This is a genomic window from Deltaproteobacteria bacterium, from assembly GCA_016875225.1.
In the GTDB taxonomy this organism is placed as follows: Bacteria; Myxococcota_A; UBA9160; order SZUA-336; family SZUA-336; genus VGRW01.
Genome location: VGRW01000059.1, coordinates 1 through 22,420, shown reverse-complemented (window position 1 = coordinate 22,420; position 22,420 = coordinate 1). Strand labels below are relative to the sequence as shown.

The following is a 22,420-nucleotide window of genomic DNA, read 5'->3' as shown; positions in this document are numbered from 1 at the left end:
GGGGCATGATCCCGGCCTGGGAGGCGAGCCACGCCCGGCTGCTCGACCGGCTCGAGGCGCACTTCTCGCGCCACGACTTCGCGCTCGGCGGTCTGCCGTCGCTGGCCGACTTCGGCCTGCTCGGGCCGCTCTACGCGCACCACTACCGCGACCCGGTCGCGGGCTTCCGCCTGCGCACCCGCTACCCGCTCGTGACCGAGTGGGTCGAGCGCGCGAATCACACCTGCGACCTGAACGCGCGAAGCTACGGGCAGAAGCTCTACTCGCTCGGGCCGAACCGCGAGCTGGTCGCGCGCCCCGCCACGAGCGACGGCGCGGCGTGGCTGGCCGGGGATCGCATCGCGCCCACGCTGCTCCCCGTCCTCGAGGTGTTCTTCCTCGAGATGTGGCCCGCGCTCACGAGCGCGCTCGCGGCGCTCCGCGCGTACCTCGCGAGCGGCCGCCACGCGCCGGGCGCGGAGCTGCCGGGCAAGACGTTCACGCCCACGCCCGGCTTCGAGGCGCTGCAGACCGGCGACGGCCCGCTCACCCACGAGTTCGAGCTCGGCGGGCTTCGCGAGCGGCGCATGGTCGTGCCGTACCACGTCTGGATGCTGCAGAGGCTCGCCGATGTGATCCGCGAATGTGTCGCCACCGGGCCCGGCCGCGCGCAGATCGAGGGCCTGCTCGCGGAGTTCACCGGCGGGCGCGATCTGCTCGAGCTCGACGCCGCGCTTCGCGGCCTGCGCGTGCGCAAACAGGGCGGGAGGATCTTCACGTGCGAGCGCTGACGCGGAAATCCGCGCGCCCCCGCCCGCCGCGGGACGCGGAAGGCGCTGCCGATGGGCGCGTCCGCCGCAGCGAGCGCAGCCGCGCGGCCATGGTGCAGGCGCTGATCGATCTGGTCGGCGAGGGCGTGCTGCAGCCGACCGCGCAGCAGGTCGCCGCGCGCGCGAAGGTCGGCATCCGCACCGTGTTCCGGCACTTCTCCGACATGGACAGCCTGTTCGCCGAGATCGACGAGCGCGTGCGCGCGCAGGCCTTGCCGCTGCTTCTCGGCCCGCATCCCGATGGGAGCCTCGACATCCGCGCGCTTGGATTGGTCGAGCGGCGCGTCCGCCTGTACGAGCAGATCGCGCCGTACAAACGCTCGGGGAACTCGCAGCGCTGGCGCTCGGCGTACCTCGCCCGGCAGCACGGCCAGCTCGTGCGAGCGCTCCGCGCCGACCTGCTCGGCTGGCTGCCGGAGCTGCGACGCGCGCCCGGGGACCTGGTCGAGGCGCTCGACGCGGCGACCTCGTTCGACGTCTGGGACCGCCTGCGCGCCGACCAACGGCTCGGCCGCGAGCGCGCGACGGCGGCGATGGAGCGGATGGTGCTCGCGCTCGTGAACGGCATCGGCCGGAGCTGACGAAGGAGAACGCGATGGATCCCGAGACACTCGTCCTGGTCGGCGCGCCCGGCTCGCCGTACAGCCGCAAGCTTCGCGCGGTGCTGCGCTACCGGCGCATCCCGTTCGTCTGGGTGCAGGCGGGCGGCCCGGAGTCGCGCGGCCTGCCCAAGCCGCGCGTCGAGCTCCTGCCGCAGCTCGTAATGCGCGACGCCGACGGCGCGCTCGAGGCGCGCGTCGACTCGACGCCGCTGATCCGCGAGCTCGAGTCGCGCTACCCGGGCCGCTCGGTGATTCCCACCGATCCCGTCGTCGCCTATCTCGACGCGCTGATCGAGGACTACGCCGACGAGTGGCTCACCAAGGCGATGTTCCACTACCGCTGGACCTACGCGGCCGACATCGCCAAGGCCGCGGCCATCCTGCCTCGCTGGCGAAGGACCGACCAGGCCGAGGGGCAGGCGCAGGCGCAGGCCAAGGCCGTCGCCGAGCGGCAGATCGGGCGGCTCGGCGTGGTCGGCTCGAACGCGACGACCGGCCCGGTGATCGAGGAGAGCTACCGCCGACTGCTCGCGCTCCTGTCCTCGCGGCTCGAGCAGTCGCGCTTCGCGCTCGGCGCGCGGCCCGGAGCGTGCGACTTCGCGCTCTACGGCCAGCTCACGCAGCTCGCCGGCTTCGATCCGACACCGAGCGATGTCGCGCTGAGGCTGGCGCCTCGCGTGGTCGCTTGGGTCGAGATCGTCGAGGACCTGTCCGGCCTCGAGCCCGCCGACGGCGACTGGATCACGCGCGACCGGATTCCCGACTCGCTCCGTGCGCTGCTCGGCGAGATCGGCCGGGTCTACGCGCCGTTCCTGCTCGCGAACGCCGCAGCGCAGGCGCGCGGCGCGACGCTGGTCGAGTGCAGCATCGACGGCCGGCCCTGGAAGCAGCAGGTCTTCCCGTACCAGGCGAAGTGCCTGCACTGGCTGCGCGAGGGCAGGGCGGCGCTCGCGCCCGACGACCGAAGAGCGCTCGACGCCGTGCTCGAAGGCACCGGCTGCCTCGCGCTCTTCGCGGCGTAGCGCATGGCGCAGCGCGATTTCTCCGGGCGCGTGGTGGCCGTGACGGGCGCGGCGGGCGGGCTCGGCCGCGCGCTGGTCGCGGCGTTCGCTCGCCGCGGCGCGAGCGTCGCCGCGCTCGACGTCGACGCGGCCGGGCTCGAGCGGCTGGCGGCGGAGCACGGAGCGTCGGGGCTGCTCACGCGCGTCTGCGACCTGACGCGAGAGGACGATTGCCGCGACGCGGTGGCCGCGGTGGTGGCGCGCTTCGGCGGGCTCGACGTGCTGGTGAACAACGCGGGCATCAGCCACCGCAGCCTGCTGCGGACGACGCGGGCCGAGGTGATCCGGCGCGTGATGCAGGTGAACTTCTTCGGCGCCGTGAACGCGACGCACGCCGCGCTCGACGCGATCGTCGCGCGCCGCGGAGCGGTCGTGGCGATCTCGAGCGTGGCCGGCTTCTCGCCGCTCGCCGCGCGCGCGGGCTACTCGGCCAGCAAGCACGCGCTGCACGGCTACTTCGACACGCTCCGCGCCGAGCTCGACGGCACCGGCGTGGGCGTGCTCGTGGTCTGCCCGTCGTTCATCCGCACCGGAATCGAGCAGGCGCATCTGGGCGCCGACGGCGCGGCGGCGCAGGGCCCGCGCACCGTGGTCGGCGCGGCGCTCGAGCCCGACGCGGTGGCCGAGCGCATCGTGCGCGCGCTCGAGTCCGGCCAGAGCCTGCTCACCGTCGGCCGCGTGGCGTGGCTGGCCTGGTGGGTCTCGCGGGTCGCGCCCGGGCTCTACGCGCGAATCATGCTGCGTCAGTTCCGCGCCGAGATGGGCGCCGGGGGCTGAGCGCTCTTCGAGACGGGGAGGAACTGCACCCGTCGTCCTCCCTCAACCTCTCTATCAGGGCGCTCTATGGCCTTTCTGATCTCTCCGTTCGTTTGGCCAGTTCAGAAGACAGGTCTGTGAATGCCAATCGCAGTCCGCGCTTAAGCAATGAGTCGTAGTTGAAGTCTGCATCGAGAGCGTAGAACCAAACGACACTGCCCTCGATCTCGTTGACACCCCCCGCCCAAAACAGCTCCCCCGTACTTCGATCCTCCAATCGAAGCTCGAGTCGAAGCTCATTCGAGTAGGTTCCACTGGGAAAACCGATGAACCAAAGGAGTGGACCGTATACGGAAAGGCAGTAGGAGATCAGCCGAGACTCGTACCGCGTTGAATGGAGTTGGCTACGGAGAACGAGATCGCCCTCAGAGCTCCTGAACCCAAAGAAAGACTCTTTGAACAATCCCAAATTCTGAAGATCTTGCGCGATTGCCTTCGCAATGTCTTCTGAAGGACGGAAATTCCAAGTTCGGCTGGTCAAATGCCGGTCTGGGCCCTCAGGCGTGTCGAACGTCTGCCAGCCAAACGGCATGAGCGGTATCAAGTACAACGACATTAGGTCAGTGTTTTCATTCGTCCTAAGATCTTCGACGGGAAGGACAACTACCGTTCTGTCCATGATCGGTTGGCGATCGACCGGCGCTTCCGGCCGATAGGTCCAAGATCGAGTCGAGGCACATCCGGTCGCGACTGCTGCAATTACGCAGACCGCGAAAACCGACCACAACGGGATGCGAGTGCGGCGACTGCACATGGTCTGACTCCCGGAGCTGGCACCATTCATCATTGAGTGAATCATGACATGCAAGCGAACCAGCGAACAAGAGGATGATGTTAGAGAGATTTCACAGATATGCACTCGAAGTTCTTAGGGACCGGCCTGTCGGCAATGCCGGAGTATTTGCCCTCCTTTCAGCCTCAGCGATCGAAAGGGAGCGATGAGTGTATGGCGTGCGCTACTGCGCGCGGAGCACGCGGGTGTTCTCGCGCCGCACGGTCAGCTTCTCGGCGTCGAAGTGCTCCATCAGCGGGACGGTGTGCTTGCGGCTCTGGCCGGTGAGCTGCTTGTACGCGGCCGGGTCGATGCTTCCGTTCGCGCGCAGGTAGGCGATCAGCCGCTCGCGCAGCGCGGCGATCGCCGCGGCGTCGAAGAAGAGCTCGGACGAGACGCGCACCAGCTTCTTCTCGCGCACCAGGTGCTCGCAGACGCGGCGCAACTCGCGAAGCTCGCAGCCGAGCCCGCGCGCGAGAGCTTCGACCGTTTCGGGCGCGAGGCCCGAGGCCGCGAGACGCTTGGCGAGCTCGAGCGCGAGCTGCGAGTCGCCCGCGTGCGCGCGGTGGCCGGGGGCGCGCCAGCCGCTCGGCGTCGCTTCGAGCGCGCCCGTGCGGGCCTCGGCGTCGAGCGCGGCGCGAAGCGCGTCGTCACCGGCCGGTGTCGGAACGCGCGCGCGAACCTGCGCGAAGCCCGCGAACGCGTCGGTGGGCGCGTCGGCGTGGTGCGCGCGCACGGCGCTCGCGGCGGTCTTGCGCAGCTCCGCGAACGCGGCCGGGTCGAGCCAGTGATCGGCCGAGACGCGCACGCCCGCGAGCCCGTCGAGCGAGCGCAGCTCGCGCAGCAGCTCGGCGCGCGTCTGCCCGCGCTGGCCCGCAATCGCGAGCCGTGCCGCGAGCCACGCCTCGCGGTCGCCCGCCGCGGCGAGCGCGAGGTCCGCCGCGCGGTCGGCGCGCCTTCGCTTTCCCGGCCGGGGCGCGGCGTCGAGGATTCGCCCGCCCCCCCAGGTCCAGCCCGCGTTCTCGAGCCGCCGCGAGCCGCGCAGCACGAAGCGGTCGCCCTCGACCGCGACCAGCGGGCGATCCAGCCGCAACTCCGCGAGTCCGACCTCGCCCGGCAAGAGCGCCGCGCGGTCGAGAAGCGAGACCCGCGCCCCGCGCGAAGTCGTGCCCAGGTGCAGCGCGATCCGCGCGCCGGTGGCGAGCCGCGGCGCGCCGGGCAGCAGCCGGAGCTCCACCTCGAGCCGCGTGCGCCTTGCAACGCGATCCGGTGTCGCGACCACGCTGCCGCGCGGAACCGCCTCGACCTCGATGCCCTGCAGGTTCAGCGCCACGCGCGAGCCCGGCAGCGCCCGCGCGACCGGCTGCTCGTGCACCTGCACGCCGCGGATCCGCGCGGCCATCGCCGCGCGCCCGTCGTCGGACCAGACCTGCACGTTCTGGCCCTCGTCCAGCGGCGCGCCGCGAAGCGTGCCGGTCACCACCGTGCCGAAGCCGCGCATCGAGAAGGCGCGGTCCACCGCGAGCCACGCCGGCCCGTCGCGAAGCGTGCGCGCGGGCGCCTCGCTCGCGCAGGCCTCGAGCGCCGCGCGAAGCTCGTCGAGCCCCTGCCCGGTGAGCGCCGAGACCGGCACGATCGGAGCATTCGCAAGACAGGTGCGCTCCAGCTCCTCGGCCACCTCGAGCTGCGCCAGCTCCAGCAGGTCGGGCTCGACCGCGTCGGCCTTGGTGAGCGCCACCACGCCGCGCTCGATCCCGAGCAGATCGCAGATCGCCAGGTGCTCGCGGCTCTGCGGCATGATGCCCTCGTCGGCCGCGACCACGAAGAGCACCAGGTCGATCCCGGTCGCGCCTGAAACCATGGTGTGTACCAGCCGCTCGTGCCCCGGAACGTCGATCAGCGACAGGCGCAAGCCCGACGGGAGAACCAGCGGCGCGAAGCCGAGCTCGATCGTGATCCCGCGCGCCTTCTCCTCGGGAAGCCGGTCGCAGTCCACGCCCGTGAGCGCGCGCACCAGCGTGGTCTTGCCGTGATCGATGTGCCCGGCCGTGCCAAGGACGAGCGCGTCGGCGCTCATCCGATCCGGTCGAAGCCCGTGTACGGCACGAGCGCTTTCGGAATCCGGATCGAGCCGTCGGCCTGCTGGTGGTTCTCGATCAGCGCGATCGGCGCGCGCGACGCCGCGATCGCGGTGCCGTTCAGCATGTGGCAGAAGCGCGTCTTGCCCGACGCGCTCTCGCGGTAGCGCACGCCGAGCCGGCGCGACTGGTAGTCGGTGCAGTTCGAGGTGCTGGTGATCTCGCCCCAGCCGCCGCGCTCGCCGCGGCAGGTCATCCACGCCTCGAGGTCGAACTTGCGGTACGCGGGCGCGCCGAGGTCGCCCGCGCAGACGTCGACCACGCGGAACGGGATCTCGAGCGCGCGGTAGATGTCCTCTTCGATCGCGACCAGCTCCGCGTGCATCGCCTCCGATTCCTCGGGCCGCGTGATCGCGAACATCTCCACCTTGGTGAACTGGTGCACGCGGTACAGACCGCGCGACGCGCGGCCGTGTGCGCCGCCCTCCGTGCGGAAGCAGTGCGAGAGCCCGCAGTAGCGCAGTGGAAGCCGCGCCTCGTCGAGGATTTCTCCGTGGTGGATTCCGCCGAGCGTGATCTCGGCGGTGCCGACCAGCACCAGGTCGGTGTCGGCGATCGAGTAGATGTTCGTCTCGGCGCCGCGCGGGTTGAAGCCGAGCCCGTCCGCGACCTCGGCGCGCGCCAGGTCGGGCGTCTGGAACAGCGTGAAGCCGCGCTTTCGCAGCAAGTCGAGCGAGAACCGCACCAGCGCGTGTTCGAGCAGAACCAGCTCGTTCTTCAGGAAGTAGAACTTCTGGCCGGTCACCTTCGCGCCGGCCTCGAAGTCGATCAGGTCGTGCTTCTCGGCCAGCTCCACGTGGTCGAGCGGCGCGAAGCCGAACGCGGGCGGCGCGCCGATCACGCGCAGCTCGCGGTTCTCCTCGTCGGTGGCGCCGGCGGGCACGTCGGGGTGGGTCAGGTTCGGCACCAGGAGCTGCAGCGCGAGCAGCTCGTCGCGCACGCTGCCGAGCTCGACCTCGAGCACGGCCTCGCGCTCCTTCAGGTCCTTGCCGAGATTTCGCTCCTCGTCGCTCGGCTTTCGGCCCTTCATCTCGCGCGCGAGCGCGTTTCGCCGCTCCTGCACCGACTGCTGCTCCGCGATCAGCGCGCGGCGCCGCTCGTCGAGCGCGACCAGACGCTCGAGGTCGACCGAGACGTTGCGCATGGCGCAGTTCGCCCGGACCGACGCGATGTTCTCGATGATGAAGCGAAGATCGAGCACGCTGAAGCTCCGTCTAGAGCGGTCCGCCGCTCGCTCGCGGCATTCTACGGGCTCGACCGCTCATCGGGTAGCGGCGCCCTCGCGGTCCTCGCGCAGCCAGTCCAGCGCGAGCGCTTTCACCGCCATCGCCACCGCGAGCGGCTCGTCGAACATCAGGTGGTGGTGGGTGCCGGGAATCACCAGGATCGGCAGCCGACCGGCCGAGATCGACGCCATGTGGTCGCCGAAGAAGGCGCCCTCGTCGGCGCTGTCCTCGCCCAGGATCACCGCGCTTCGGCAGGCCAGGCGCGCGAACTTCTCGGCCTGGTCCGCGCCCATCTCCAGGTCGTCGAAGAGCGTGGGGTCGAACTTCCAGGTGAAGCCGCCCTCCACCGGGCGCAGGCTCTTCGCGGCGATGTAGTCGCGCACGCAGGCGTGGCGCACCGGCTGCTCGGGCAGGTAGCGGAAGCGCGCGAGCGCCGAGTCGCGGTCGGGGTGCACGCGCGTCTTGCGCCCGGGTTTCACGCCCTCGCGCCTCGAGCGCAGCCCCCACTCCAGGTAGCGCTCGCGCGGCGCCACCGTGAAGTCCATGAAGATCACGCCGCCCATCTCGGCGCCGTGGCGGTGCGCGGTCTCGAGCGCGACGAATCCGCCGAAGCTGTGGCCGACCACGACCGGGCGCGCGCCGAGCGCGGCGGCGCCGCACACCGCCCAGACCTCGTCGGCGAGCACGCCCGCGGAGTAGCGCTCGCGCCAGCCGCTGTCGCCGTTTCCCGACGAGTCGAGCGCGACGACGCGGAAGCGGTCGGCCAGGAACGGCGCGACGAAGCGCCACCACTCCAGGTGTGCGTTGCTGCCGTGCACGAGCGCGAGGCCGGGCTGGCCCGGCTCGCCCCAGGTCTCGTAGTGGATGCGCACGCCGTCGACCACCAAGTCTGCCGGCTCCGACTTCGCGGCCAGCGCGCGTTCGTACCAGAAGGGAAGGCTCATCGTCACAGGGCTCCACGTGCGGCGGGTTGGGAATCGACCAGGTAGTAGGCACGGAGCGCGCCGGGCGCCTGCCCCTCGTCGAAGCGGATCGTCACGCGAGTCACGACGCCGCTCGCGTCGGACGCGACCTCCGTGCGGCCCGAGTAGTACAGCGGCAGCGGCCGGCCGCTCGCGGCGTCGACGAGCAGCAGGCTGAACACGTGCTCGTCCGCGCGAAGCGCCCCGCCCGAAACGCTCGCGCTCGCCGAGCGCGCGTCGCGCGCGAAGCTCACCTGGCCCACGCCGGCAGGGGGCGACGCGATTCCGTCGCCGTGCAGGTCCAGGTCGAGCCCGCCGAAGACTGCCATCTCGCCGCTGCGCAGATCCGCCAGGCCCATGAGCTGCAGGAAGCGGCCGTAGTACTCGAGCTCGTGCGTGTTCGCCACCGCGACCAGCGCCGCCGGCTCGAGCGCGCGGCCATGCGCGGGGTCGACGCGCGTGGACGCGCGGTACGACCCGAACGGCATGTCCCAGGAGCCGACGAACTGGATCTCGAAGCCGTCGTAGTTGTGCAGCGTGAGCAGACCGCCGTCGTACTCGAGCCGCAGCGGGAAGCGCAGCGTCGAGGACGGATCGACCACGGTGCGCCCGTCGGCGAGCCGCCCGCCGACCACCCAGACGAGCGCGCGGCTCGCGTCGCCCTCGACCGTGCCGCCCAGGTAGTGCAGCGAGTCGAAGCCGATCTGGTTCCACGAGGGCAGCATGGTCGGGTTCGGCGCCGCGTAGCGCGACAGCTCGAAGACGCTGCCTGGGTCGCCGATCCCGGCGGGCACGCGGTACGGAGAGGGCTCGGAGCCGCGCGGCGCGACGTCGAACTCGAGCGTCTCCGCGAAGCCGCCGCCGTCGCGGCCGGCGAAGAACTTCAGCCCCACGCGCCACGGATCCACGCGGTAGCGGCCGCGGATCTCGAGCTTCAGACGGCCGCCCGCTGGCCCGAGCCAGGTCTCGCGCGGCACGAGCACCAGGAACTGCCCGTCGGCCGACACCATCACGTGTCGGGCGGGCGCGCCGCCCACCTGCACGTCGAGGCTCTCGGCGTCGAGCGCGGCGTACTTCGTGTCGCCGCCCTCGCGCAGCAGAAGCGTGAAGGTGAGCGGCTGGTTCGCGGCGATCGCCCGCTCTGGCTCCGTGCGCAGCGCGCCGAACGCGCTGGTGTAGAGCAGGAACGCTCCGTCTGGCGGGAGCGCCTCGCCCGGACCGAGCGTCACGCGCGGGTCCGCGCGACCGGCCGGCGAGAGCGGGTAGTCCCACGGCACCAGGAACACGCCGCCGTTCTCGCCCGCGATCGCGATCCCGTCGGGGCCGAGCGCCGGCGACGCGTTCAGGTCGTTGCGCTCCTCGTCGATGCACAGGTAGGTCCAGCGCAGCGTCCCGTCCGGGTCCAGCGCGACGAGGCGGCCCTCGCCGGTGCCCACGTAGATCCGGTCGCGCGCGTCGACGGCGGGCGAGGAGCGGATCGGCCCCAGCGTGTCGTGCGCCCAGAGCACGCGCCCGGTCTCGGGCTCGAGCGCGTAGATCGTGCCGTCGGTCGATGGCTGGATCAGCGTGCCGTCGGAGAGCTGCGCTGCACTCGCGTACACGTGCCCGCGCAGGCCGCGCTTCCAGAGCTGCTTGCCGCTCGACTGCGCGTACGCGCGCACGTATCCGTCGAAGCCGCCCAGCACGATCGCGCCGTTCTCCGCGCCCGACGTGAGCAGCGGCGACGCCGCGTTCGAGCCGAAGCCGCCGCTCGCCCAAGCGCGCTCGCCCGTCCGCGCGTCGAACGCGAACACGTTTCGCCAGAGCAGGAACTGCGAGCCGGCGAAGATCCGTCCGCTTCGCGCGTTCACCGCCGGCAGCGACCACATCAGCTCGTTGCCCAGGAACTCGCGCCTCTTCTCGCCGGTCTCTCGGTCGATCGCGTAGATCAGGAAGTTGTCGTTGGGCGCGAGCAGCGTGCCGTCGGGGAGCATGGCCAGGTTCCCCTCGAACCAGCCCAGGTTGTACGACTCGACGCCGTAGCGCGCCTCGACCTCCGCCACGGTGTCGGCGCGGAACTTCCAGACCAGCGCCCCGGTCGCGCGCTCAAGCGCGTAGACGTGACCGTCGCCCGAGCCGAAGTAGACCCGTCCGCGGTCGTCGAGAAGCGCCGACGAGTCGATCACCTCGCCGGTCGCGAACTTCCAGAGCAGCGTCCCGTCGCGGTCGAGCGCGTAGAAGCTCTGGTCGGCCGACCCGACGTAGACGTTTCCCTCGGCGTCGATCACCGGCGAGCTGAACACGCCCTTGCCGGTGCGGAACGTCCACGGCGCACGCCGCGCATCGCCGCGCGGCTCGACGCCGCTTCGCCCGTTCTGCAGCGGGTTCGCGCGGAACTTCGGCCACGGGCTGGTCGGATCGAGCGGCACGCCGCCGTGCCCGATCGCGTCGGCAGCGTCGGCAGCGTCGGGCCGGAGCGCGTGCGCGCCGAACGGAACCGTCCGCAGCGCGACGAGGCCCGCCGAAACCCAGAGCGCCGCGCCGAGCAACAGCCAGGCGCGGCGCGGGATTCCGCGCCCCTTTCCCATGCGTTCTCTCCCCGAGTCGCGGCGTAGTATGCAACGGCGGCGCGGCGCGGGTCAGGCGGCCGGGCAGGAGGACAGCCATGACGATGACCTTTGCACCGGGGCGCTGGAGGGCGCGCTGGATCTGGGCCGAGGGTCAGACCGAGGGCCGACAGACCGTCGCGCTGCGGCGCTCGCTCGCGCTGCGCAGCGTGCCCGCAAGCGCGCCGGCCCGTCTGTGCGCGATCTCGCGCTACGCGCTGCACGTGAACGGCCGCGAGCTCGCGCGCGGCCCGGTGCGCGCGAACCCGCGCCGGCAGCCGTACGACGTGGTCGACCTGGCGCCCCACCTGCGCGAGGGCGAGAACGTGATCGGCGTGCTCGCCTGGCGCTACGGCGGCGCGAACGCGTGGTTCCTGCCGCCGCCCGCCGGCAGCGACCTGCGCTTCGGCGCGTTCGTGTTCGAGGCACGAGTGGGCGGTGAGTGGCTCGCCAGCGACGAGAGCTGGAGCGCGCGCGTCCTCGACGGCTGGGGCGAGACTCCGCCCGGCGGCGGCATCGGTGGCCGCGGAACCGAGCTCGTCGACCTGCGCAGCCTGCCGGCCGACTGGTGCGCGCCGGGCGGCGCCGATCCCGGCTGGCCGCGCGCGGTCGCGCGACGCGCGATGTCCTGGGCCGACACCAGCACCGTGCACCCGCCCTCGTACCCGGGCGGCCCGCTCGCCGAGCGCCCGATCGCCTACCCGGGCGGCGAGCCGGTCGAGGCGGACGGGCAGCGCGTCGTGGTCGGCACGCTGCTGCTCGACGCGCAGATCCCCGCCGGCGAGACGCTCACCGCGCACGTCTCGGAGCGGGTGGAGAGCGGCGCCGTCGATCCGCGCGACTCGGCGGTCTCGGTGGCTTTCGTCGGCGACGGAACGCGCCGCGTCTGCGAGTCCCTCGACCTGTACGGGGGGCGCGGCATCGAGATCGACTCGCCACCCGGCGCGGTCGTCCACTCGGCGCGCATCCGCGAGCGGCTGTATCCGGTCGCGGGCGGCGCGTTCTTCCAGTGCAGCGACGCGCGGCTCGACGCGCTCTACGCGGTGGGCCGGCGCACGGTCACGATCTGCTCACTCGACAGCTACGTCGATTGCCCGACGCGCGAGCAGCGCGCCTGGACCGGCGACTCCGTCGTACACCAGATGGTGGACCTGACCACGAACGCCGATTGGCGCCTCGCGCGCTGGCATCCCGCGCTCACCGCGTCGCCGCGGCCGGACGGGATGCTGCCGATGGCGGTCGCGGGCGATCTGGAGCAGATCGACGTCACGGTCATACCGGACTGGGCGCTGCACTGGGTGCACTCGGTGCACAACCTGTACCGCTACGTGGGCAGCCACGACGAGATCGCGCGCCTGCTGCCGGTGGTGGAGGGCGTGCTGCGCTGGTTCGAGCCGTTCCTCGACGAGCAGGGCTGCGCGATCGACGTGTTCGGCTGGGTGCTGATCGACTGGTCGGCCGTCTACACGCAGGGCGTGTGCGGCGCGCTGAACGGGCTGCTGGCGCGCGCGCTGCTCGAGTTCGCGGAGATGGCGGCGTGGGCGGGCGACGCCGGGCGCGCGCGCTGGGCGCTCGCGCGGCATGCGGCGCTCGCGCGCGGCTTCGAGCGCCTCTGGGATGGGCGGCGCGGCCGCTACGTCGACTCGCTGGACCGCGGCGAGCGCCTGCCGATGGTCTCGCAGCACACGCAGGCCGCGGCGCTCGTCGGCGGCCTCGTGCCGGACGCGCGCGTGGCGCGCGTGGTCGCCGCGATGACCGACGAGGCGAGCCTCGTGCACGCGATCTTCGACAAGGCCGACGGGCCGGCCGAGCCGAACAGCGAGATCGCGATCGGCGCCTACACGCGGCGCGGGCCGGTCCCGCCGCCGTGGTGGGACGTCGAGCGGCAGGTCGTGCGCGCGCAGCCGTTCTTCCGCTACGTGGTGCACGACGCGCTGGCCGCGGCCGGGCGCGCGGACCTGATCCCGGCGCAGCTACTGGACTGGGATCGCTGGGCGATGAAGCGCTGCTCCACGTCGTTCACCGAGTGCTGGGCCGGCGGCACCGTGAGCCACGGCTGGTCCGCGACGCCGACCCGCGACCTGGTCCAGCGCGTGCTCGGCATCACGCCGGCCGAGCCGGGCTTCGCCGTAGCGAGCATCGCGCCCGAGCTCGGCCCGCTCGAGTGGGCGCGCGGCTCGGCGCCATGCCCCGCCGGGCCGATCTCCGTCGACGTCCGCGCGAGCTCGATCGCGGTCGAGAGCCCCGTGCCGTTCGACTTCGGCGGCCGCCGCTACCCGCAGGGATCGCACCGCATCGCGCGGGCGTCGACGGGCTGATCCCGACCCCGGTCGCGTCGCACGGGGATCGGATCCGGCCCATTCAGGTTAAGCTGCGGGGTTCATGCGGAGAGGTGGCCGAGTGGTCGAAGGCGGCGGTCTTGAAAACCGCAGGCGCAATGGCGTCCGGGGGTTCGAATCCCTCCCTCTCCGCCATGCGTGGCTGGTGGCGCTCGCGCTTCTCGCGTGGGTTCTCGCGGGCGCAAGCCATGCGCAGGAGGCGCGCCGACCCCGCGTCGAGCCTGCGCTCGCGCGCGCGCTGGCCGAGCCGGCCGCGGCGCAGGCGGCGCTGCGCGCGCAGGCGTCGAGCTCGCGGGCGCGGGCGGGCGAGCTGCGCGTGATCGCCGAGCCCGGCATCGGGCGCTCGGTGGACGACCTGCCGCTGGCGCGCATCCGCGAGCTCGGCGCGCGGATCGACGGCCGCTCGCGCTCGCGCGTGCGCATCGCCGGGCCGCCCGCGGCGCTCGCGCGCGTGGCCGAGCTGGCCGGGATCGATGCGCTGCGCTTCCCGCTGCGCCCGATTCCCGTCGACGGCGCGGGCCCGCGCGTGTCCGAGGCGGTCGGCCTGACCGGCGGCTCCGCGCTGCAGTCGAGCGGCCACACCGGCGCGGGCGTCGACGTGGCCGTGCTCGACCTCGGCTTCTGGCGCCTGGCCGAAGCCAAGACCGCGGGCGAGATCCCCGCGAATGCAATCCCCGTCGATCTGGTCGGAGCCGGGATCGAGGCCGTCACCTCGCACGGAACCGCGGTCGCGGAGCAGGTCGCCGACATGGCGCCCGGCGCGCGCCTGCACCTGATCCTGTTCGACGACGACGTGGACTTCGAGAACGCCGTCGACTACGTGCACACGAACGGCATCCGCATCGCGAACCTGTCGGTGAACTGGTTCAACACCAGCTACTACGACGACACCGGCCCGATCAGCGCGCTGATCAACGACTCGCACGACGCGCACGGCGTGTTCTGGAGCGTGGGTGGCGGCAACTGGGGCTACCGCCACTGGCGCGGCGGCTGGCTCGACGAGGACGCCGACCGCTGGCTCTCGTTCTGGCCGAACGACGAGCAGCTCGACCTGATCCAGGAAGTCGCGCTCGGCGCCGAGGCCTGCGTGGCGCTGAACTGGAACCAGTACGCGGGCACGCCCCAGACCGATCTCGACCTCTACGTGTACTCGGCCGCGGGCGCGGCCGTGGCCACCAGCGCGAACACGCAGGGCGCGGGCAGCGGCGCGCCGCCGGCCGAGTACGCCTGCTTCGCGCGCGTGAGCTCGGACGAGCCCTACACCGCGCGCGTGCGGCGCAAGCCAGGCGGCACGCCGCCCGCGGGGCTCGACATCACGCTCGTCAGCAGCAACGTCACGATCGCGAGCGCCGAGCGCGTGGCCGCGTCGAGCCTGGTCGACCCCGCCGTCGCGCACGGCGCGTTCGCCGTGGGCGCGATCGACGCCGCGCGCTGGAACGACGCGCCCACGCCGCCGATCGAGTCGCTCTCGAGCCGCGGCCCCACCACCGACGGCCGCACCAAGCCCGAGCTCGTCGCGCCTGACCGCACCAACAGTCTGACCCGGCCGTACGTGCCGGGCACCTCGTTCGCGGCGCCCGTCGTCGCGGGCGCCGCCGCGCTCCTGCTCGGGCAGAACTCGAACTTCACCGCCCTGCAGCTCCGCGCCACGCTCACCGCCGCCGCGCAGGACGTCGGCCCCGCCGGCCAGGACGACACCTACGGCTACGGAAAGCTCGTCGTGCCCGTCGTCCCGCCCGGCCCCGACGCCGACGCCGACCTGGTCCAGGACGCCTTCGACAACTGCCCCTTCACCGCCAACACTACGCAGCTCGACGCGAACAGCGACGGGATCGGCGACGCCTGCCAGTGCGGCGACCTGTCCGGCGACGGCCTGATCAGCAGCGCCGACGAGGACCTGCTCCGCGCCTGGCTCTCGTCCCCCGCCGCGCCCCCCGCGGGCCTATTGCGCTGCAACGTGATCGGCCCCGCCGTCCCGTCGGGCGCCGACTGCCGCATCGACGACCGGGCCGTGCTCGCCCGCGAGCTCGCCTCGGCCGGGCCGGGCCTGGCGCAGGCCTGCGCGCCTGCGCTGCCATGATGGGCGGGGCTCCGCGCGCGGCCGGCCGCGAGCGGGGGTTGTCACGGCCCCGCCACACCGGCATCATCGCCGCCGCCTCGCGGAGAGGTGGCCGAGTGGTCGAAGGCACAGGTTTGCTAAACCTGCATACGGGAAACTGTATCGAGGGTTCGAATCCCTCCCTCTCCGCCAGCCTTGCCCACCCCATTCGCATTCCCATTCCCCGGAGAGATGGCCGAGCGGTCGAAGGCGCACGCTTGGAAAGCGTGTGTACCGAGAGGTACCGTGGGTTCGAATCCCACTCTCTCCGCCAGGGCCGGGTCCGGTCGACTACGTTCGCCTTCGGCTCACTGCGCGCGGCGCGCTGCGCCGCTTGCGGGCTCGGCTCGGGGCGGCCCTCGCCTCGCCGGTGGGCGGGGATCTCGCGGCCAGAGCGGGTTTGCTAAGCTGCCCGCCGCTTCGCGCGCGCCCATAGCTCAGTTGGATAGAGCGTCAGGTTGCGGACCTGAAGGTCGCATGTTCGAGTCATGCTGGGCGCGCCAGCGCTGCCTCGCTCGCGGCGGAACGCTCGGGGGTCGTCGGCGGGTTGTGTCAAGATGCGGCTGGCCAGGGGGCCGGCGATGACGCGCAGCTTCGACAGCGACGACCGGAACGTGGTGACTGCGCCGAACGGCGCGCGGGTGCACCGGGATCACCTCGCTCAGAGCGCGGTGATCGCGCGCGAGCTCTACCAGGTGCGGCCCGGCGTGCATTGCCTGGTGGGCAACGGCCTGTCGAACCAGACGTTCATCGACGCGCCCGACGGGGTGATCGCGATCGACACCGGCGAGTCGGTGGAGGAGATGGCGGCTGCCTTGCGGGAGCTGCGCGAGCTGAACGGCAGGCCGATCGCCGCGGTCGTCTATTCGCACTTCCACTATGTCGAGGGAACGCGGGCCATCCTCGACGAGGGCAACTGCGCGGACCCGCTGCCGGTCTACGGGCATCCGCGCATCGCCGTCAACAAGGCGCGCACGTCGGGCGAGATCGCGCCCGCGTACGGCCGCGGCATCGTCGAGCAGTTCGCCGTCGTGATGCCGACCGAGGGCGCGGACGGCGCGGTGAACGTCGGCCTCGGCTTCCACTTCCGAAACCCGGAGCACGCGCCGTTCACGCCCGGCTACATCCCGGTGACGCGCGAGCTTCCGGACGAAGGGACGCTGGCGATTGCGGGTCTCGACTTCATCGCGAAGCACTCGCCGAGCGATTCCGACGACTCGGTCAACCTGTTCTGTCCCGAGCTCGACCTGTGCCTGCACAACACGGTGTGGCCAGCGCTCTTCAACGTGTTCGCGATTCGCGGAGAGGAGTACCGGGATCCGCGGGTCCTGATTCCCGGCATCGAGACCATCATCGCCTGGGCGCCCCAACACCTGATCGCGACGCACGGCCCGCCGCTCGTGGGCCGCGCGAGCATCGTCCAGAAGTGCGAGCGCTACCGCGACTCGATCCAGTTCCTGTGGGACCAGACGGTGCGCGGGATCAACAAGGGCTGGACCATGGACGAGATCGCGACGCGCGTGCGCCTGCCCGAGCTGTACGACCAGGACTACCTGACGAGCGAGCGCTACGGCGTCGCGGAACACCACGTGCGGCAGATCTTCACCGGACTGCGCGGCTGGTTCGACGGCGAGGAGTCGAAGTTGTTCCCGCTGGAGCCAGCGGAGCGCTTCGCGCGACTGATCGCGGGCTTCGGCGGTCGTGCCGAAGTGGCGGAGCAGGCGAACGCGGCTCTCGCGGACGACGACGTTCGCTGGGGCACGGAGCTGGCCACCTGGCTCGTGCGCTCCCGGGGCGCGACGGATGCCGATCGCGAGCTGCTCGCGCGTGCCTTGCGACTCGTGGCCCGGCGCACGCCCGCGGCAAACGTGCGCAACTGGGCGATCACCCGTGCGCGCCACCTGGATCGCTCAACACCGATGGACCGCCTCTACGGCCACGGTTTCAGCCAGAGGGGGATGGCGCACGCCTCGGCAACGGGTCTGGTGCACACCCTGCGCGTGCTGCTCGATCCCGCCAAGGCGGCCGGCGTGAACGCACACGCGAAGTTCGCGATCGATGGCGAGACGGCCGGCCTGCACGTGCGAAACTGCGTCGCGGTTCCGACCGACGGCGCGGGTGCGTCGGGAACCGCGTCGATGTCGAGATCGACGCTGCTCGCGATCCTGTCCGGAAAGCTGCGCTGGCCCGAGGCGAAGATCGAGGTGTCGGGCGATGCGTCCGCGGTGGACGCCGTGCGTCGCTGCTTCGAGCACGCCGCGATCTCGAGCTAGAGGGAGAGACGAGATCAAGCCGCGAGGTCCGGCGCTCCCGCGCCCCACACGCCCGTTCGCTGGCAGCGTCGGCAGACTGGTGGCCGACTCGCGGCCGTCCGCGCCCGACGTGACCTTCCCGGCGGGCGACGCCCCGAACATCGTCGTCGTTCTGCTCGACGACGTCGGGTTCGGCACCTGCAGCACCTTCGGCGGGCCCGTGCCGACGCCGGCGCTCGATCGCGTGGCGAGGAACGGTCTGCGCTTCAATCAATTCCACACCACGGCGCTTTGCTCGCCCACGCGCGCGGCGCTGCTGACCGGGCGCAACCACCACGCCGTGCACATGGGAATCATTCCCGAGGGTGCCTCCGCGTTCCCGGGCTACGACTGCATCATCCCGAAGGAAGCGGCGACGGTCGCCGAGATCCTGAAGCAGTCCGGGTACTCGACCGGTGCGTTCGGAAAGTGGCACCTGACCCCGGCCCACGAGCAGACCTTGACGGGTCCGTTCGATCGCTGGCCGACGGGGCTTGGGTTCGAGCGCTTCTACGGAATTCTGAGCGCCGAAGCGTCGCAGTTCGAGCCGCCGATGTTCGACCAGACCACGCCCGTGATGCCGTACGAGGGGCGCGACGACTACCACATGACCGAGGACATCGCTGCGAGGGCAATCGCGTGGATGAAGCTGCAGCGCGCGAGCAACCCGCGCCGTCCGTTCTTCACCTACTTCGCGACCGGCGCGATGCACTGTCCGCACCACGTTTGGCCGGGGTACATCGATCGGTTCAAGGGGCAGTTCGACGAGGGCTGGGACGTTCTGCGCAAACGCATCTACGAACGACAGCTCGAGCTCGGCGTCATACCCGCGGGCACGATGCTCACGCCGCGCCCCGCCGAGATCCCGTCCTGGCAGGACTACCCGGACCGCTACAAACCTGTGGCCGCGCGCCTGATGGAGGTGTTTGCCGGATTCATGGCGCACACCGACGAACAGATCGGAAAGCTGCTCGACGCGCTCGACGAGATGGGGGAGACCGACAACACGCTGTTCGTCTACATCACCGGAGACAACGGCGCTTCGGCCGAGGGGACGCTGCACGGCGCGTGGAGCGCGCCAGCGTTCCAGAACGGCCTGCCGGAGGATCCCGAATGGCTGCTCGCCCACATCGACGACTTCGGGTCGGCGCGCTGCGGGAACCACTTCAACCTCGCCTGGGCCTGGGCACTGGATGCTCCGTTCCAGTGGATGAAGCAGATCGCGTCGCACTTCGGCGGCACGCGCAACGCGTTGGCGCTGCAGTGGCCGAGGCGCATCGCGGACCCGGGCGGACTGCGTCGCCAGTTCCACCACGTGGTCGACATCTTTCCAACGCTGCTCGAAGCCGCGGGCGTCGAGGCGCCGTCGCAGGTGAACGGCATCGAGCAGATGGACGTCGACGGCACGTCGATGCTGTACGCGCTCGCAGACGGGGCCGCGCCGGATCGGCACATCACGCAGTACTTCGAGATGTTCGGAAATCGCGCGATCTACCACGACGGCTGGATCGCGTCGTGCTTTCACGGACGCCTGCCCTGGATGCGTTTCGACTCGGTGCCCTTCGATGGACCGCAGGAGCGCTGGGAGCTGTACGACATCCGCAGCGACTTCTCGCAGTCCGACGACCTGTCGCGGAGGTTCCCGGAGAAGCTCGCGGAGCTTCAGGCGCTGTTCGACTCCGAAGCGCGGCGAAACCGGGTCTATCCGCTCAAGGAGCCCGTCCAGACGCTGGGCGCGAGGTTCGCCGTGCCCGACGCGCTCGGTGGCCGGACCAAGATGACCTACACCACGGCGCACATCCGCATGCCGGAGCGCTCCGTCGTCAACTTGAAGAACTGCTCGTTTCGCATCACGGCGGAGATCACCGTGCCCGCGAGCGGATGCGAGGGGGTCATCGCCGCCCAGGGCGGAAACTTGGCCGGCTGGTCGCTGTACGTGAACGCGCAGGGCCGCCCCGTGTACCACTACAACTGGCTCGGCCACGAGCACTACGTCGCAACCGCCTCGAAGCCGCTGGCTCCGGGGCGACACAGATTGGTGATCGACCACGCTTACGACGGTGGCTTCGGCGCCGGAGGCGAGTCGCTGCTTTGCGTCGACGGTGTCCCGAGCGCGCACGTGCGCTTGGCGAAGTCGGTGCCGGTGGTCTTCTCGGTCAGCGGCGAGACGTTCGACGTGGGGCTCGACAGCGGAGCGGCCGTCGGCTTCTACCCGCACGTCTACCGCTTCTCTGGAGAGATCCACGGCGTGACCCTCGAGCGGCTGAGCGAGCCCTCGCCCGAGGTGAAGGCGATGATCGAGGATGCGGAGTTCCGCGCCAGCCTCGCCGTTCAGTGACGCGAGGAATCCGAGCGTTCGGAGCTTCGCTCACACCCCGCCCCCGCTGCGGACCTGAAGGTCGCATGTTCGAGTCGTGCTGGGCGCGCCAGGAATCCCGCGAGCGCGCATCAGGCCTGCCCAGGGAAGGGATCTCGCGCGGCTTTCATCCCATTTCCGGCCGGCTCCTCGGCTCCCGACCCGCGGCCCCCTACCGGGTCGACGCGGTCCTCGAAGGGCGCGTCTTCACCAGGCGATCGCGCAGGTCCGACGGCGCGGTGAACACGAACGCGCGCCCGGCTCGGCCCTTCTCGAGCAGCCCGCGCTTCGCCAGGTCGAGCAGATCGGTCCTCGCGGTCTGGTAGGAGACCTCGTGGCTCCTCTGATGGGACTCGATCGTGTACGGGTGACCGGGGTGCCGCAGCGCATGTCCCAGGAGGGCGAGCTGCCGGTGCGTCAAGACGACTCTCTGGCGAAGCAGCGATTCGATCTCTCGAATCTCGAGTGACTTGCTCGCGAGATACTCGCGCATCTCATCGATGGCTCGGCGAATCACGCCGAGATGGAAGAGGATGAAGTACGTCAGGTCGTTCTCATCGGTCTCGGTGTAGAGGAAGGCGCGCGCATATCGCGACGGCGCGCTCCCGAAGATCCGCGAGATCGAGAAGAACTCGACGAGCCAGTAGCCGTCGCGGAGCATCGACCAGTAGAAGAGCGATCGCGCGGTGCGCCCGTTTCCGTCCGTGAAGGGATGGTCGTACGCGAGCCAGAAGTGCAGGATGATCGCCTTCACGGCGGGGTGCAGGTAGTAGCCGTGCTCGCTCGCGTTCGCGAAGTCGCACATGGACTGCATTCGCGCGTGGATCTCCTCCGCTCTCGGCGGGGTGTGCAGGAGCGTGTTGTCGCGATCGTCGTAGACGGCGACGCGGTCGCCCGGCGTGCGCAGGAAGTGCCGGTCCGCGCCTTCCGTCAGCAGCTCGTCGACGATGGTTCGGTGCAGCCTGAAGACGATCTCCGGCGTGAGCGGCTCGCCGCGTATCTCGGACACCGCTCTCATGGCCTGGAAGTTGTTCAGAATCATCCGCTCGCTCCGATCGAACGGCCGGCGACCGGAGCGGATCATCTCCCTGGCGACCTCGCGCGTGGTCGCGGCACCCTCGAGCTGGCTCGACGTGATGGCCTCTTCCATCGCCGAGCTGAACACGTAGCGGTCCCGCGTGCTCGGGTTCACGACCCGATCCTCCATCAGGACCTGTCCGCTCGCGTCGCGGTCGATCCCCTGCAGCAGCTCGAGCACCGGGTCCGGCATGCAGAACGAGAACGGCGCCCCGTGGGCGTCGCGAAGCGGGATCCGCCTTCGCCCGGAGTTCCGGGCCACCTTCATCGCCGCCCACCACTCCCGGTGCGAGACGCCATCCGGCGGCGCGACGTATCGCAGCGTCTGCCAGTGCCGATATCTGCCTCCGGGCGCCGGCGGAACTCCCATCGCGAGCACGCCGACCAGGCGCTTCAGCTCGCGGTCGCCGCCGTCGCCCATCTTCAGGGCCTCGGCGAGCGTCGGCGGGCGTTCTGGGATCTTCATGGGGTCTGAGTTCGGAACTACTGGCGAGGTACTAATGCTTCTTCGGTTAGTACTTCGGTGGGAAGTACTAACGAGCTACTAGAATTGCGTCAACTAGTAGTTCGGCCGCTCCGGTTTTCGAGGTCGACCTGAGCTCAGGGAAGTCGAGCCCTTGGCGGCGAACCTGCCGCCGCTTCGCGACTGGGTGCGGGCAACCCCGGCCCTCGACCGCCTGCCGCAGCGCTGCCACGTGCGAAAACGAGAGACGCCGAAGCACGGCAAGAGCGGAAGCCGAAGATCCCGGCGGCTTCGCCTCCGGGTCCGGGGTGAACAAGTGGGGATGGAGCGAGAAAGGACAGGAGGTGCGCAAGAGAAGGTGTCCTCATTGCGCGCAAGGGATCCCGCCCCCGCACGCGCGCGTGTCGAAGAGGACGGGAACAACAGCTCAGGCCGCGCGGGGCCGCCCGAGCGCGACGTGCGCCAGCGCGAAGAAGACGACGTGGGCGAGGTTCGGCGCGGCGGGGAGCAGGAACGAGCGGCCCCACTCCGTAGGCAGGCCCGCGAGCGCGAGCGCGATCGTGAGCGCGAGCGGGTTCGCGAGCCCGAGCGCGGCGGGCAGCGCGCGGACCCGGGAGACGCTGGCCGCGGCGATCGCCGTGGAGGCCGCGAGCAGGCAGAGCGCGGCCGCGAGCCAGGACCAGACCAGCGCGGGCTGCTCGCCCACCGTTTCGAGCGGGGGCGCGCCGGTCGTGGCCGAGGACAGGCCCGCGTGGATCACGAGCGCCGTGAGCCCGTGGATCAGCGCGCCGATTGCGCCCATGCCGAGGCCGCCGAGCGCGACGG

General features: G+C 71.2%; 13 protein-coding genes and 4 tRNA genes. 12 read left to right on the top strand and 5 right to left on the bottom strand.

Features of this window, described 5'->3' with window-relative positions; genetic code table 11:
- The 4 genes from FJ108_13445 to FJ108_13430 all read left to right on the top strand — a co-directional run.
- A partial coding sequence (locus FJ108_13445; GenBank protein ID MBM4336891.1) for a hypothetical protein occupies positions 1–770 on the top strand: 770 nt, incomplete at its 5' end.
- Positions 623–1,390, top strand: coding sequence for a helix-turn-helix transcriptional regulator (locus FJ108_13440; GenBank protein MBM4336890.1), 768 nt, complete (start codon positions 623–625; stop codon positions 1,388–1,390). The genes FJ108_13445 and FJ108_13440, both read left to right, overlap by 148 nt.
- A gap of 14 nt (positions 1,391–1,404) precedes the next feature.
- Complete coding sequence (locus FJ108_13435; GenBank protein ID MBM4336889.1) at positions 1,405–2,433, top strand: glutathione S-transferase; 1,029 nt, start codon at positions 1,405–1,407, stop codon at positions 2,431–2,433.
- Positions 2,434–2,436: 3 nt separating this feature from the next.
- Positions 2,437–3,249, top strand: a complete 813-nt coding sequence (locus tag FJ108_13430; GenBank protein MBM4336888.1) for an SDR family oxidoreductase — start codon at positions 2,437–2,439, stop codon at positions 3,247–3,249.
- 995 nt (positions 3,250–4,244) lie between these two features.
- Here the strand turns inward: FJ108_13430 and selB are convergent.
- The 4 genes from selB to FJ108_13410 are packed head-to-tail and all read right to left on the bottom strand — an operon-like array spanning position 4,245 to position 10,953.
- Positions 4,245–6,137, bottom strand: coding sequence for a selenocysteine-specific translation elongation factor (gene selB, locus FJ108_13425; GenBank protein ID MBM4336887.1), 1,893 nt, complete (start codon positions 6,135–6,137; stop codon positions 4,245–4,247).
- Positions 6,134–7,399: a serine--tRNA ligase gene (serS, locus tag FJ108_13420; GenBank protein ID MBM4336886.1), complete on the bottom strand. Its 1,266-nt coding sequence runs from the start codon at positions 7,397–7,399 to the stop codon at positions 6,134–6,136. Before serS ends, selB begins: the two co-directional genes overlap by 4 nt.
- A 60-nt stretch (positions 7,400–7,459) precedes the next feature.
- Entirely contained in the window at positions 7,460–8,368 is a 909-nt protein-coding gene (locus FJ108_13415) for an alpha/beta hydrolase (protein MBM4336885.1), read from the bottom strand.
- Between the two features lie 2 nt (positions 8,369–8,370).
- A complete protein-coding gene (locus FJ108_13410) occupies positions 8,371–10,953 on the bottom strand; it encodes a PQQ-like beta-propeller repeat protein (protein ID MBM4336884.1) in 2,583 nt (860 codons plus the stop codon).
- Positions 10,954–11,030: 77 nt separating this feature from the next.
- Between FJ108_13410 and FJ108_13405 the strand changes: the two genes are divergently transcribed.
- The 8 genes from FJ108_13405 to FJ108_13370 all read left to right on the top strand — a co-directional run bounded on the left by FJ108_13405 (position 11,031) and on the right by FJ108_13370 (position 20,037).
- On the top strand, positions 11,031–13,289 hold the full coding sequence (locus FJ108_13405) for an alpha-L-rhamnosidase (GenBank protein MBM4336883.1): 2,259 nt from the start codon (positions 11,031–11,033) through the stop codon (positions 13,287–13,289).
- A 68-nt stretch (positions 13,290–13,357) separates the two neighbouring features.
- Positions 13,358–13,445, top strand: a tRNA-Ser gene (locus FJ108_13400).
- A gap of 10 nt (positions 13,446–13,455) precedes the next feature.
- Complete coding sequence (locus FJ108_13395; GenBank protein ID MBM4336882.1) at positions 13,456–15,390, top strand: hypothetical protein; 1,935 nt, start codon at positions 13,456–13,458, stop codon at positions 15,388–15,390.
- Positions 15,391–15,471: 81 nt separating this feature from the next.
- Positions 15,472–15,561, top strand: a tRNA-Ser gene (locus tag FJ108_13390).
- 33 nt (positions 15,562–15,594) lie between these two features.
- Positions 15,595–15,682 (top strand) — tRNA-Ser (locus FJ108_13385).
- 152 nt (positions 15,683–15,834) lie between these two features.
- Positions 15,835–15,911: transfer RNA gene (locus FJ108_13380), tRNA-Arg, on the top strand.
- Positions 15,897–17,681 (top strand): MBL fold metallo-hydrolase, encoded by a 1,785-nt coding sequence (locus tag FJ108_13375; protein ID MBM4336881.1) that lies wholly within the window; start codon positions 15,897–15,899, stop codon positions 17,679–17,681. The genes FJ108_13380 and FJ108_13375 overlap by 15 nt, the downstream gene beginning before the upstream one ends.
- On the top strand, positions 17,623–20,037 hold the full coding sequence (locus FJ108_13370) for an arylsulfatase (GenBank protein ID MBM4336880.1): 2,415 nt from the start codon (positions 17,623–17,625) through the stop codon (positions 20,035–20,037). The genes FJ108_13375 and FJ108_13370 overlap by 59 nt, the downstream gene beginning before the upstream one ends.
- A 190-nt stretch (positions 20,038–20,227) precedes the next feature.
- Here FJ108_13370 and FJ108_13365 read toward each other — a convergent pair whose 3' ends face one another.
- A complete protein-coding gene (locus FJ108_13365) occupies positions 20,228–21,598 on the bottom strand; it encodes a Fic family protein (GenBank protein MBM4336879.1) in 1,371 nt (456 codons plus the stop codon).
- Positions 21,599–22,420: the final 822 nt, after the last annotated feature.

Coding starts and splice junctions, on each gene's coding strand:
- FJ108_13440 (MBM4336890.1), top strand. CDS start 623: ATGTGTCGCCACCGGGCCCGGCCGCGCGCAGATCGAGGGCCTGCTCGC.
- FJ108_13435 (MBM4336889.1), top strand. CDS start 1,405: ATGGATCCCGAGACACTCGTCCTGGTCGGCGCGCCCGGCTCGCCGTAC.
- FJ108_13430 (MBM4336888.1), top strand. CDS start 2,437: ATGGCGCAGCGCGATTTCTCCGGGCGCGTGGTGGCCGTGACGGGCGCG.
- selB (MBM4336887.1), bottom strand. CDS start 6,137: ATGAGCGCCGACGCGCTCGTCCTTGGCACGGCCGGGCACATCGATCAC.
- FJ108_13415 (MBM4336885.1), bottom strand. CDS start 8,368: ATGAGCCTTCCCTTCTGGTACGAACGCGCGCTGGCCGCGAAGTCGGAG.
- FJ108_13410 (MBM4336884.1), bottom strand. CDS start 10,953: ATGGGAAAGGGGCGCGGAATCCCGCGCCGCGCCTGGCTGTTGCTCGGC.
- FJ108_13405 (MBM4336883.1), top strand. CDS start 11,031: ATGACGATGACCTTTGCACCGGGGCGCTGGAGGGCGCGCTGGATCTGG.
- FJ108_13375 (MBM4336881.1), top strand. CDS start 15,897: ATGCTGGGCGCGCCAGCGCTGCCTCGCTCGCGGCGGAACGCTCGGGGG.
- FJ108_13370 (MBM4336880.1), top strand. CDS start 17,623: ATGCGTCCGCGGTGGACGCCGTGCGTCGCTGCTTCGAGCACGCCGCGA.
- FJ108_13365 (MBM4336879.1), bottom strand. CDS start 21,598: ATGAAGATCCCAGAACGCCCGCCGACGCTCGCCGAGGCCCTGAAGATG.